Source organism: Streptomyces sp. NPDC107454, assembly GCF_055582885.1.
In genome coordinates, this window is record NZ_JBVJPA010000014.1 from 265,435 (window position 1) to 278,356 (window position 12,922).

11 protein-coding genes are annotated in these 12,922 nt (G+C 69.0%); all 11 read left to right on the plus strand.

What is annotated here, in order from left to right:
• Positions 1 to 8 precede the first annotated feature (8 nt).
• The 11 genes from ACZ69M_RS34130 (at position 9) to ACZ69M_RS34180 (ending at position 12,915) form a co-directional block, all read left to right on the plus strand.
• The gene (locus ACZ69M_RS34130) at positions 9 to 1,253 is read left to right on the plus strand and encodes a cytochrome P450 (protein WP_470055987.1); all 1,245 of its coding nucleotides are present in this window, start codon (positions 9 to 11) and stop codon (positions 1,251 to 1,253) included.
• A gap of 106 nt (positions 1,254 to 1,359) precedes the next feature.
• Complete coding sequence (locus ACZ69M_RS34135) at positions 1,360 to 2,178, plus strand: SDR family NAD(P)-dependent oxidoreductase (RefSeq protein ID WP_470055989.1); 819 nt, start codon at positions 1,360 to 1,362, stop codon at positions 2,176 to 2,178.
• A 28-nt stretch (positions 2,179 to 2,206) separates the two neighbouring features.
• Positions 2,207 to 3,253 carry an LLM class F420-dependent oxidoreductase gene (locus ACZ69M_RS34140; protein WP_470055991.1) on the plus strand — a complete coding sequence of 349 codons (1,047 nt, stop codon included), beginning with the start codon at positions 2,207 to 2,209 and terminating at the stop codon, positions 3,251 to 3,253.
• Positions 3,254 to 3,454: 201 nt separating this feature from the next.
• Positions 3,455 to 4,618 carry an amidohydrolase family protein gene (locus tag ACZ69M_RS34145; RefSeq protein ID WP_470055993.1) on the plus strand — a complete coding sequence of 388 codons (1,164 nt, stop codon included), beginning with the start codon at positions 3,455 to 3,457 and terminating at the stop codon, positions 4,616 to 4,618.
• 58 nt (positions 4,619 to 4,676) lie between these two features.
• On the plus strand, positions 4,677 to 5,891 hold the full coding sequence (locus ACZ69M_RS34150; protein ID WP_470055995.1) for a M24 family metallopeptidase: 1,215 nt from the start codon (positions 4,677 to 4,679) through the stop codon (positions 5,889 to 5,891).
• Entirely contained in the window at positions 5,881 to 7,005 is a 1,125-nt protein-coding gene (locus tag ACZ69M_RS34155) for a M24 family metallopeptidase (RefSeq protein ID WP_470055997.1), read from the plus strand. Before ACZ69M_RS34150 ends, ACZ69M_RS34155 begins: the two co-directional genes overlap by 11 nt.
• A 91-nt stretch (positions 7,006 to 7,096) precedes the next feature.
• Entirely contained in the window at positions 7,097 to 8,062 is a 966-nt protein-coding gene (locus tag ACZ69M_RS34160) for an enoyl-CoA hydratase/isomerase family protein (protein WP_470055999.1), read from the plus strand.
• A 33-nt stretch (positions 8,063 to 8,095) separates the two neighbouring features.
• Positions 8,096 to 10,513: a CaiB/BaiF CoA transferase family protein gene (locus ACZ69M_RS34165; protein ID WP_470056001.1), complete on the plus strand. Its 2,418-nt coding sequence runs from the start codon at positions 8,096 to 8,098 to the stop codon at positions 10,511 to 10,513.
• Between the two features lie 22 nt (positions 10,514 to 10,535).
• Positions 10,536 to 10,847 carry a hypothetical protein gene (locus ACZ69M_RS34170; RefSeq protein ID WP_470056002.1) on the plus strand — a complete coding sequence of 104 codons (312 nt, stop codon included), beginning with the start codon at positions 10,536 to 10,538 and terminating at the stop codon, positions 10,845 to 10,847.
• Positions 10,848 to 10,875: 28 nt separating this feature from the next.
• On the plus strand, positions 10,876 to 12,384 hold the full coding sequence (locus ACZ69M_RS34175; RefSeq protein ID WP_470056004.1) for a class I adenylate-forming enzyme family protein: 1,509 nt from the start codon (positions 10,876 to 10,878) through the stop codon (positions 12,382 to 12,384).
• 30 nt (positions 12,385 to 12,414) lie between these two features.
• Positions 12,415 to 12,915 carry a flavin reductase family protein gene (locus ACZ69M_RS34180; RefSeq protein WP_470056006.1) on the plus strand — a complete coding sequence of 167 codons (501 nt, stop codon included), beginning with the start codon at positions 12,415 to 12,417 and terminating at the stop codon, positions 12,913 to 12,915.
• Positions 12,916 to 12,922 lie beyond the last annotated feature (7 nt).

Genomic DNA, 12,922 nt, shown 5'->3' on the forward strand with positions numbered 1-12,922 from the left:
GGATGGACATGTCCCACGCAACGACCAGCAGTGCAGGCGGTAGCACCACCGAAATGCCCGAGTGGCCGATGCCCAGGGCGGAGGGCTGCCCCTTCGATCCCCCGCCCGGCCTCAGGCCGCTGACGGCCGGCAAGGGCCTGGCGAAGATCCGCATCTGGGACGGCAGCACGCCCTGGATCATCACCGGCCACGCGGAGCAGCGCACGCTGCTCAACGACCCGCGGGTCAGCGCCGACGAGCGACTGCCCGGATTCCCCCACTGGCACGAGGGGATGGCCTCCGGGGTGTCGCACCGGCCCCGGTCGGTCTTCAACTCGGACGCCCCCGAGCACACCCGCTACCGGCGGATCATGACGAGCCCGTTCACCTTCAAGCGTGTGGACGCGCTACGGCCCGTCATCCAGCGGATCACCGACGACCTCATCGACAAGATCCTGGCCGGACCGAAGCCGTCCGACCTTGTCGAGACACTGGCGCTGCCTCTGCCGACGTACATGATCAGTGAGATCCTGGGCGTGCCCCACGAGGACCACGACTTCGTGCACCGCAGCGCCTCCGAGGGGATCAGGCGCAACGCCACGGTCGAACAGGCGATGGGGGCCTTCCGCACGCTGATCGACTATCTCAGCGAGCTCATCGAGAAGAAGACCGCCGAACCCGGCGACGACGTGCTCTCCGACATCGCCGCACGCGTCACAGCCGGTGAGATCACCAAGCTCGAGGCCGGCATGATGGGCGTTGGGCTGCTCAGCGCGGGACACGAGACCAGCGCGAACATGATCGGCCTCGCCGTCGTCGCGCTGCTCGAGAAGCCGGACCAGCTGGCCATCCTCCGTGACACCGAGGACCCGAAGGTCGTCGCCGGAGCGGTCGAGGAGCTCCTGCGCTACCTGACCATCGTCCATGGTGGCCAGCGTCGGGTCGCCAAGGAGGACATCGAGATCAACGGCGAGGTGATCCGCGCCGGCGAGGGCATCATCATCGAGCTCCTCAGCGCCAACCGGGACGCGAACTTCTTCCCCGAGCCCGACAAGCTGGACCTGGGCCGCGAAAACGCCCGGCACCACAACGCCTTCGGTTTCGGCATCCACCAGTGCATCGGCCAGCAGCTGGCCCGCGTTGAGCTCCAGGTCGTCTACGGCACGCTCTTCCGCCGCATTCCCACCCTGGCCCTCGCCAAGCCGGTCGACGAGGTCGAGTTCAAGCACGACCGACTCGCCTACGGCGTCTACTCGCTGCCCGTCACCTGGTAGCCGACAACGACCCCACTGCCGGGCACCGAACCTTCTCGTCCGGTGCCCGGTGATCCGGATCCGCGGTGCGGATCCATCACAGCAGGACGAAGGGACATCAAGGACGATGGCCAAAGAACTGTCCGACAAAGTCGCCGTGGTCACCGGTGGGACCGGCGGCCTGGGCCGCGCCACTGTGGAGAAACTCCTGGAGGAGGGCGCGCGGGTCGTCATCGCCGACGTCAACGAGGACGCGGGCCAGACCCTGGCGGCCGACCTCGGCCCCGACACCCGCTTCCAGCGGACGGACGTGTCCGACCAGGCGCAGATCGAGGCGCTCGTCTCGTTCGCCGTCGAGACGTTCGGCGGACTCCACATCATGGTCAACAACGCCGGAGTCGCGGGCAGCATGCGCGAGAGCTTCCTCGACGAGGACCTCGGCGACTTCCACCGCATCATGTCGATCAACCTTTTCGGCGTGATGGCCGGCACCCAGGTCGCCGCCCGGCAGATGGCGGTGAACGGCGGCGGATCCATTATCAACATCAGCTCCATTGGCGGCACCATGGGCAACCCCGGCGTGCCGGTGTACGCCGCGTCGAAGGCGGGTGTCGTCCATTTCAGCAAGGGCGTCGCCATCGACCTCGCGGAGTACGACATCCGTGTGAACTGCATCGCTCCGGGCGGTATCCCCACGGGACTGCTCGCCTCGGCCACCGCGTCCGAGGAGGTGACCAGGAAGATCCGCGCCGTGATGGCGGCCATCCAGCCGCTGAAGCGGCAGGGGCAGGCCAGAGACGTGGCGGAGGCCGTGGCCTACCTGGCCGGCGACCGGTCGCTGCACGTCACCGGAACCCTGTTGACGGTCGACGGCGGTACGTCGGCGGGCAAGATGCGCCTGAAGTCTTCCGCCCCCGCGGCGCCGGCCGCCCCTTCCGCCTCCTGAATTCCGCGTTTTCGCAGGGAGGACCCCGATGAAGGTCGACGGCACACTCAATGTCTGGGGCGCCGCGGAGATCGTGGGAGAGGCAAGGCGCCACGAGAAAACGGGATATGACGGCCTGTGGACTTCCGAGGCCGCCCACGACCCGTTCCTGCCGCTGCTCCTCGCGGCCGAGCACACCGAACATCTGGAGGTCGGGACGGCCATCGCGGTCGCCTTCGCCCGCTCTCCGATGCAACTCGCCTACACCGCACACGACTTGCAGAACTACTCAGGTGGGCGCTTTACCCTCGGCCTGGGCAGTCAGATCAAGCCGCACATCGAGCGCCGTTTCTCGATGCCGTGGAGTCGTCCGGCCGCCCGCATGCGGGAGTACGTGGCCGCACTGCACGCGATCTGGGAAGCCTGGAACCAGGGAGCCAAGCTCGATTTCCGCGGTGATTTCTACACGCACACCCTGATGGCACCTTTCTTCTCCCCGCCTCCGACCCTCTCTGGAAAGCCCCCCAAAGTGTTCGTGGCCGCCGTTGGCGAGGCCATGACCACGGTCGCGGGGGAGGTGGCGGACGGAATGCTGGCCCACGCCTTCACCACCGAGCGCTATCTGCGCGAGGTCACTCTGCCCACGGCCGAGCGCGGGCTCGCGTCGTCGGCGCGGAGCCGGGAGGACTTCGAGGTGAGTCTGCTGTTGCTCACCGCGACCGGTCGCACCGAGGAGGAGATGGCCCGCGCCGTGGAGAGCACGCGACGTCAGATCGCCTTCTATGGCAGTACACCGGCCTATCGAGGTGTGCTGGAACTGCACGGCTGGGGCGAACTGGGCGACGAGCTCAACGCGTTGTCCAAGTCGTCCCGTGAGGACAAGTGGCAGGCGATGGGCCAACTCGTCGACGACGACGTGCTGCACACCTTCTCCGTGGTCGCGGAGCCGGAGGCGCTCGCCGGCGAGATCCGGCGGCGGTACGGGGCGCTGGTGGACCGCGTGACATTCTACACCACCTACGAGATCGCCCCCGAAGTGTGGGAGCCGGTGATCCGGAAGCTGAATTCTTCCGACGATTTTAAATCAAGCGATTGACAAAATGCTTCGCCGGGTGTTGACTCGAAAATGCGGGTAGCGGTTCCTCTTTCAGATCCGCATTTTCGGTGACGCCTCTGTCCAGCCGAATTCGCCGACGAATTTTCCGGCAAGGTCTTTTCTTCGACCTGCCCCGGGTAATAGTCCGTGATTTCGTCCGGAGCCTCTCCGTACTGCCGCACCTTCGATCGGAGGACAATGATGTCCAGTCAGACAGACACCCTGTACCCGCCCGAGGGGCTCGGCGCGCCCAAGGACCGGCGCGGCCACACGGGCACCACCCTGAACCTTCCGCCGGGTACCGAGATCTTCTCGGCCGACGACCACATCTCGCTCGCGGACGACATCTTCTACGAGAAGTTCCCCGAGCGGCTGAAGAACAAGGCCCCCCGTATCTGGTACGAGGACGGCGCGTTCGAGATCGGCGTCGGCGGCAAGTCCTTCCTGCCGCCCGAGTTCAGCCGGGTCCTCATGCAGTACGACCCGCTGACCGGCTCCAACAGCGGCAATATCCAGGGCCGTCTGGAAGAGCTGCGCTCCGACGGCATCGAGAGGGAACTGGCCTTCCCGAACGCGCTGCTGGCGCTCTTCCACTACCCCGATCCCGAGGTGCGCGAGCTGTGTTTCCGCACTTACAACGAGCACATCGCCGGCCTCCAGGAGGAGTCCGGCGGCCGCTTCTACGGCGTCGGCCTCATCAACTGGTGGGAGCCGAAGGGCGCCCGTCGCACCCTCGCGGAGCTCAAGAGCCTCGGCATCAGGACCTTCCTCATGCCGCTCTCGCCGGGCAAGGACGCGGAAGGCAACCCCATCGACTACGGCAGCTCCGCGATGGATCCCGTCTGGGCGGAGGTCGAGGAGGCGGGACTCCCGGTCTCCCACCACATCGGGGAGACCGGCCTGAAGTCCCCCTGCGAGTTCAACGCCTACTGCGTCGGCATGGTGAACAACGTCACCGGCTTCCACGAGGTCTGGGGCCGGTACGTCTTCAGCGGCATCCTCGACCGTCACCCGGGCCTGCAGGTCGGCTGGTTCGAGGGCGGCGCGAGCTGGGTCGCCTCCGTCCTCCAGGACGCCGAGCACATCCTCGCCTCCTACCGGCACATGCTGAACCGGCCCGTGGAGCACGACGTCCGCCACTACTGGGACAACCACATGTACGCGTCTTTCATGGTCGACCCGCTCGGCATGGAACTGCTCAAGTACATCGGAGTGGACAGGGTCATGTGGGCCGCCGACTACCCGCACAACGAGAGCACCTTCGGCTACTCGGAGAAGTCGATCAACATGATCGCGGACGCCGTCGGCCCCGAGGACGCCGCCAAGATCGTCAGCGGCAACGTCAAGCGATTCCTCGGCCTGTAGCCCGACCCGACCACAGAAAGCGACGGCGAAGCTCCATGACATCGTGTGGGAGGCGGGAATGACCGTCATCGACATCCCGGACACACCGGACCTGGCGCGCATGCGCCGCGAACGTGGCGCCCGTCTCAAGGCGGCCATGGCCCAGCAGGGCATCGACGCTCTCGTACTCCTCGGCAACAGCGCGGTGGCGTACGCGACCGGGGCGGTCTGGCCGCTGAGCGACGACGGCATGTCGTACGTGGAGCGTCCGGTGGCGGTGGTCACCGCGGACGACGAGTGGCCGCATCTGTTCATGCCGTTCCGTGAAGGCGCCTCGCCCGCCGAGTCTCTGCTCCCGGCCGACCACGTGCATCCGCCGGTCTACCTTGAGTTCGACGAGAGCGTACGGAACTTCGCCGCCGCACTCGCCGACATCGTGCCGGCCGGAGCGGTGGTCGCGGTCGACGAGCTGACCGGGGCCATGCGCCGGGCCGAGAAGGACCTGTTCCCCGGCGGCAGCCCCAAGGACAGCGGACAGGTCCTGGCGGCGGCGAAGCTCGTCAAGACGCCCGACGAGATTTCATGCTTCCGCGAGGGGCTGAGGATCACCGAGCGGGCCTTGGCCGAGGCTCAGAAGATGCTGGCCCCGGGCGTGCGCCAGATCGACCTGTCGGCCCGCTTCCTGCGCAAGGCCTACGAGTTCGGCGCCACGGCCAACGTACTCGACCCCATCTGGCAGATCATGCCGGAGACCAAGTCCGACGGCGTGTGGACCACCCACGGCGACCTCGCCCTGCCGCTGCTGACGACCGAGCGGGAGCTGCAGAAGGGCGACGTCCTGTGGACCGACGCCGGCATCTACTACCAGGGGTTCCACACCGACTGGGGCCGGACCTGGATCGTCGGCCAGGACCCGACCCCGCGCCAGCAGGCGCAGTTCGACAAGTGGTTCGAGATCCTGACCGCCGTGAAGTCGGTGATCAAGGCCGGTGTCAGGACGTCCGAACTGACCAAGGCGGCCACCGAGGTGACCGGCGGCCCGAAGCCCTGGCTGCCCCACTTCTACATCGGCCACGGCATCGGCACCGACTCCGCCGAGATGCCTCTGGTCGGCACCGACCTGGGTGACGAGTTCGACGAGAGTCAGGTGCTGCAGGCCGGCACGCTGCTCGTGCTGGAGCCCGTGGTCTGGGAGGACGGCACCGGTGGGTACCGAAGCGAGGAGATCATCGTGATCGAGGAAGAGGGCTGGACAGCCCTGACCGACTACACCTACGCGCCTTATGGCGACTGAGGTCCTGCCGGACGAGAGCGTTCTCCGCATTGGGCGGCGGGAGCGTGCGCTGGCACAGATGGAAGCCCACGACCTTGATGTCCTCGTCCTCGGCCGAGGCGCCAACGTCCGTTATGTGTCCGGAGCCCCGAGGCTGTGGAACGCGGGGACGCACCCCTTCTTCCCCGCGTGCGTCCTGGTCCGCGCCACCGGAGCCGTGCACCTGCTCAGCACCTGGGACGAGGGAATCCCCGACGACATCCCGCACGAGCAGCTGTACCCCCTCAGCTGGAACCCGGGGAACTACGTCGGGGTGATCCGCGGCATCGAGGGCACGGCGACGGCCCGCCGGGTCGGTACGGATGCCATCAATCCGACCATCGCCCAGCTGCTGGGCGCCTGCTTCCCGGCCGCCGAACTCGTCGACGGTGAACTCGCCCTGCGAGCCGCCCGGCGGGTGAAGACGGACGAGGAAGTGGTGGTCCTGCGCAACTCCCTCGCCGTGGCCGAGTCCGCGCTCGCCAAGGCGGTCACCGGACTGCGGCCCGGAGCGACCGAGGGCGAGCTGTCCGGCGTCCTCCTGGAGGCCGCCGCGGCCGGCGGCGTCAGCACACCCTCCAGCCAGGAGGTTGTGTGGCGGACATCCCGCGACCACCGATGGCGCCTGGTCAACGGTGACGGGCGGGTCGGCGCGGGTGACCTCGTGGCCTTCACCGCCGGCGTCCTGGCCGACGGCTACGTCGGCGAGGTCGGGCGCACCTACCCCGTCGAGGGTGGGGACGCCGCGGCCACCCGTGCCCTGTACCAGCGGTGGGACGACCTGTGGGCTCTGCTGTCCGACGCCTGCCGGCCGGGAGCGCAGGCCAGCGACCTGCTCGCCGCCTACGACACCGCCGGTGAGCCGCTGCCGCCGATGCCGGTGGCGCGGGGCCTCGGCCTCGGCTTCGACCCGCCGGTGGTCGTGGGGGGGCTGCCGGCGACCGCGGCCGAGGAGCGCCTCGAACCCGGGATGGTGCTGTCGGTGACCGGCTACGTCTGGCAGGAGGGCGTGGGGGCCGTGCTCGGCCGCGAGGTGGTCCTCATCACGCCGGACGGGCCCGAGGTGCTCACCTCGAGTCCCTTCTGGAGGCCATAACCCCCGTCGGGCCTGCACATCCCGAAGGCCAGGGCCGACCGCTCCGGCCCTGGCCGCCCACCCCTCCCACAGGTGAAAGGACTCCCAGCACATGTCCGAAACCAAGCGCCCCTCGCCCGAGGAGGCCCTTCTCTACGAGAAGGACCCCAAGACCCGCATCGCCACCATCACCCTCAACCGGCCCGAGTTCCTCAACGCGCCCACCGCGGGGATGCGCCTGCGCTACTCCGATCTGATCTACCAGGCCAACGTGGACGACGACGTGAAGGTCCTCGTCATCAGGGGCGCCGGCAACAACCTCGGCACGGGCGCGGACATCGCCGAGGTCATGGAAATGCACAATGCCCCCACGGCCGGGCCGCGGCTGAGCGAACTCCGGCTCACCGAGGACGACGTGCGCCACCCCCCGAAGGGCTCCTACCGGTACGCCGGCACCCTCGCCCAGTACTACGCGAACCCGCAGGGTGGCTGCCGCAGCCTCCAGGACTTCAAGAAGATCAGCATCCTCGAGGTCAAGGGTTACTGCTACGGCTGGCACTTCTACCAGGCCGCGGACGCCGACATCGTGATCTCCTCGGACGACGCCCTCTTCGGCCACCCCGCCTTCCGCTACATCGGCTGGGCCCCCCGGATGTGGACCTGGATCCAGACCATGGGCCTCAGGAAGTTCCAGGAGATGGTCTTCACCGGTCGGCCCTTCTCCGCCCAGGAGATGTTCGACTGCAACTTCCTCAACAGCGTCGTGCCCCGGGACGGGCTCGAGGCCGAGGTCGAGAAGTACGCGCTGGCCTGCGCGCGGAACCAGCCCACCGACACGGTCTTCATGCAGAAGGTCTTCTTCGAGATGTACAAGCAGCACCAGGGCGAGTACATGGGCTCGATGCTGACCGGCCTCTACGAGTCGATCGGCAACCTCGCCCGGCCCGACGAGGGGGACGGAATGGTCCTCACCGAGGACAACATCGCCTCCGGCATCCCCGGCGCGGTGCGCGACAACGACGACCGGTTCCCCCCCGAGTGGCGGCTGAGCCGCCGGGGCCGCAACAAGACTCAGTAGTCGAGTAGCCGTATCCACCGATGGGAGCCGCTGATGTCCCCCGTTGAACCGCCGCTCAGCGGCTGTGTCGTCGTCGACCTGTCCACTGGGATAGCCGGCGCCTACTGCACCAAACTCCTTGCCGACGGCGGAGCGGAGGTCGTCAAGGTCGAACCTCCCTCGGGCGATCCTCTGCGCGGGTGGTCGGCATCCGGTGCCCCCGTCGACGCCAGGCGCGGCGGAGCCCTGTTCAGCTTCCTGGCCTCCTCCAAACGCAGCGTCGCCGCCGATGCCGGCAGCCCCGAGGACCTGGAACTCGTGCGTGAACTCCTGGCGGCGGCCGACCTGGTGGTGTGGTCCCCGGGGCCGGGGGTCGCCGGGCTCGAGGAGTTCTCCCCGCAGGAGATCCATCGCCGTCATCCGCACCTGACGGTGACATCGATCAGCCCGTTCGGGCTGGACGGACCCTGGCGGGACCGTCCGGCCACCGAGTTCACCCTCCAGGCGTGGTCCGGTGGGGTTTTCGGGACCGGCCGCGGCGCACCGGACCGGGCACCCGTGTCCATCGGCGGCCGGCCGGGGGACTGGTTGTCCGGTGCCTACGCGGCCATAGGGGCTCTGACCGCGCGGCTGCGCGGACTGGACAGCGGCCGAGGCGAGCTCGTCGACCTCTCGATGCTCGAGGCGCACGTCCTGTCGCTCACCTACTACTCGGTCACCTGGAGCGACATTCTGGGCGGCCCGCGCCGCACCATGCGCGCGCTCAACCTGCCCGGGGTGGCCCAGGCCAAGGACGGCATGGTCGCCATGGGCTGCGCGACCCCCCAGCAGTTCTTCGACCTGTGCGTGATGGTCGGCCACCCCGAGTGGATCGACGAGGAGAACCCGTTCTCGATCACCCAGCGCACCAACGAGGTGGCCCCGGTGATCCAGGAGTGGATCGGCAGCCGGACCGTCGCCGAGGTCCGCGAGCTGGCGACGGCGTTCAGGATCCCCAGCGCCCTGGTCGCCAACGGCGCCAACGCCCCGACCCTGGACCACTACGAGGAGCGCGGGACGTTCCAGCGCAACCCCCGCGACGGATTCCTCCAGCCCGGCCACCCTTACCGCCTCCAGCCGGCGCGGCTGCGCCCCATGGAGGCGGCGCCGGATCTCGGCGAGCACACCGAGACCGTCCGCGCCGCGTCACGGACGCCGAAACCGGCGCCCGCGGTGGGCTCCGGTGAGGACCGGCTGCCGTTCAGCGGTCTGCGGGTCCTGGACATGACGGCGTTCTGGGCGGGTCCGTCCTGCACCCACGTCCTCGCCCTGCTGGGCGCGGAGGTGATCCACCTGGAGTCCACCACCCGGCCCGACGGAACCCGGCTGATGGCGGGCGTCAAGGCCACCGTGGACCAGTGGTGGGAGATGTCGCCGATCTTCTCCGGCCTCAACACCAACAAGAAGAGCCTGACCCTCAACTTCCAGACCGAACGCGGGCGGGAACTCCTGCGCAAACTGATCGCGACCTGTGACGTGATCGTCGAGAACTACACCCCGCGGGTGCTGGACCAGGTCGGCCTGGACTACCAGGCGGTGAGGGAGATCAGGCGCGACGCGATCATGGTGCGCATGCCCGGCTTCGGGCTCGACGGACCGTGGCGCGACAACGCCGCCTTCGCGTACGTCATTGAGGACGCATCCGGTCTGACGTGGCTGACGGGTCACCCCGACCAGTACCCGGTCGAGCCCTACTCGATCGGTGACCCGAACGCCGGCGTGCACGCTCTGAGCGGCCTGCTGCTGGCCCTGGAGCACCGGCGCCGCACCGGCGAGGGAGGCCTGGTGGAGGCCGCGATGGCGGACGCCGCCCTCAACGTGGCCGCCGAACAGGTCATCGAGTACTCCGCCTACGGCGCCCTGCTCCAGCGAGACGGCAACCGCGGACCGACCGCGGCGCCCCAGAACCTGTATCTGACCGCCGACATCGACGAGTACGGCCGCGAGGACGTCTGGCTCGCGGTCGCGGTCGCCACCGACGAGCAGTGGGCCGCGCTGCGCGAAGCGATCGGAAGGCCCGCTTGGGCGACGGACCCGGAGCTGGACTCCGCCGAAGGACGCCACCGGCTGCACGACCGTATCGACGAGCAGCTCGCCGCCTGGTGCCGGAAACGGGGAGCCGACAACATCGTCGAACTCCTGTGGAACGCCGGAGTCCCGGTGGCCAAGGCGATGCCGCCGCACCGCCAGGGCGAGTTGGAACAGCTGCAGTTCCGCGGGTTCTTCGAAGAGGTCGAGCATCCCGTGAACGGCATTGCCCGGCACAGCACCCTGCCGGTGAAGTTCTCCCGGGGCCCGGGTCGGCTGCACCGTCATCACGCCCCGCTGCTGGGGCAGCACAACGAAGAGCTACTGGCCCAACTGGGCCTGACCGCACAGGAGATCGCCGCCCTGGAGGCGGACGGAGTCATCGGTCGGGCACCGGCCCGGTGACCGTGAGACAGCTAGGAGCGACATGCAGCCGCAGATCGGAATGATGCTCGCGAGCACGGTGGACAGCACCACGGTCGTCGTCGTCCGCTGGGCGGCGGGCGACCAGGCGGTGACGTGCGGAGGCCGGCCGATGGTCGAGCAGGCGCAACAGCCCGCCGTACCCCAGTACCCCCTCGACCCGGAGCACGCGAGCGGAACCCTGCTCGGCAAACGCTATGCCACCGAGGACGGCAGCGTGGAACTGCTGTGCACCAAACCCGGGCGGGGCACCCTCGCTCTGGCCGGCGCACCGCTGGCCGTCAAGAGCGCGAAACCACTGCCCGCGTCGGACTGACACCGAACGGACGTCGATGGACCTCACGATGCTTCTCGACATGGCGGCGGACGGATTCGCCGAGCGCACGCTCGTCGGCACACGCGGCGCCGGACTCTCCGCCCACGCACTGCGCCGCGCCGCCTCCCAGGGCGCCGAGCTCGTCGCCGCGTCGGGCGCCACCTCCGTCGTCTACCTGGCGGCGAACGGACCGGCCTTCCCCGTCGCCCTGTTCGCCGCCGCACGGGCGGGAGTGCCCTTCGTCCCCGTCAACTACCGTCTGGGAGCGGAACAGTTGGGGTCACTGCTGGCCAACCACACCGGCGCCCTCGTCATCGCCGACGAGCAGCACGCACCGCTGCTCCCGAAGGGCACCGCCCATTCCTGCACCCCAGGGACATGGCTTGAGGCGACGGCCGGCGACACAGGAGCGGAGCCCGGCGCCCAGCCGCCGCTCGGATCGGGCACCCCCGCCGCGGTCATCATCTACACCAGCGGCACGACGTCGGCGCCCAAGGGTGTCGTGCTGCGGCACGACAACCTGGTCTCGTACGTCATCGGAAGCGTCGAGTTCGGCGGTGCCGAACCGGACGACGCGGCCCTGATGTGCGTCCCCCCGTATCACATCGCCGCCGTCTCCAACGTCCTGACCAACGTCTACGCGGGCCGGAGACTGGTCGTCCTCGACACGTTCTCGCCGCGGCACTGGCTGGAACTGGTGCGCGCGGAGCGCATCACCAACGCCATGGTCGTGCCGACGATGCTGGCCCGGCTGATGGACGAGGAGACGGACCGCTCGGTGCCGACCCTGCGCACCCTCGCATACGGCGGCGCGTCGATGCCGCCCCGGGTGATCGAACGGGCGCTCGGGGAATGGCCGCACGTCGGATTCGTCAACGCCTACGGGCTGACGGAGACCAGCTCCACCATCTCCGTCCTCGGCCCCGACGAGCATCGCCTCGCCCTCACCGCCGAGGAGCCCGGGGCGCGGGCGCGGCTGCACTCGGCCGGCCGTCCGATCCCCGGGGTCGAGATCGAGATCCGCGACCAGGACGGCGCACGACTGCCGGCCGGCACCTCCGGCCGGGTCTGGGTACGCGGCGCGCAGGTGTCCGGCAAGTACGCCGGTATCGCCTCCGGGGCCACTGGGGGCACCTCCCAGCTCCCTGGGGCTGGGGGAGGCTGGTTCGACACCCGCGACCTCGGCCGGCTCGACGCGGCGGGCTTCCTCTTCATCGAGGGCCGTCAGGACGACACCATCATCCGGGGTGCCGAGAACATCGCCCCGGCGGAGATCGAGGACGTCCTGCTGCGCCGTCCGGGAGTGGCCGACGCGGTCGTCGTCGGCGTACCGGACGAGGAATGGGGCCAGCGCATCGAGGCGGTGGTGGTCCCCGCCCGGGGCGTCTCGCTCGACGGTGAGGAACTGCGAACCGACGTGCGGCGACAGTTGCGCAGTTCGAAAACTCCGGACCGGATCGTCGTGTGGGACGAGATCCCGCGCACCGCCACCGGGAAGGTCCTGCGTCATGAAGTCCGTTCAGAGCTGAGCCGCTGACCCGGGCTCGCAATACCCAGGAGACCGGAAATGATCACACTCGACGCTCTGCCCGCCGACGCCGCTGTCCTGCGGCGGGCCTACGGATGCTTTCCCTCCGGCGTGACCGCCGTCTGCGCTCTGCTCGACGGTCACCCGCTGGGGATGGCGGCCAGTTCGTTCACCTCGGTGTCCCTGAGCCCCCCACTGGTGTCGTTGTGCGTGCAGCACTCGTCGAGGACCTGGCCCAGACTGCGGGACCGCCCCAGGCTCGGCGTGAGCGTGCTCGCCGCCGACCACGATGTGGCATGCCTGAACCTGTCCCGCAAGGAGGGCGACCGCTTCGCCGGAGTGGAGTGGGAACCGACCGCCGAGGGCGCCGTGTTCGTGCAGGGGGCGAGCGCTTGGCTCGACTGCTCGGTCGAGGCGGAGATCCCGGCCGGCGACCACGACATCGCTCTGCTGCGCATTCACGCGCTGCGTGCGGAACCCGAGACGACGCCGCTGGTCTTCCACGCGAGCCGGTTCCGCACCCTGGCCGCGATCGACTGACCCGGAG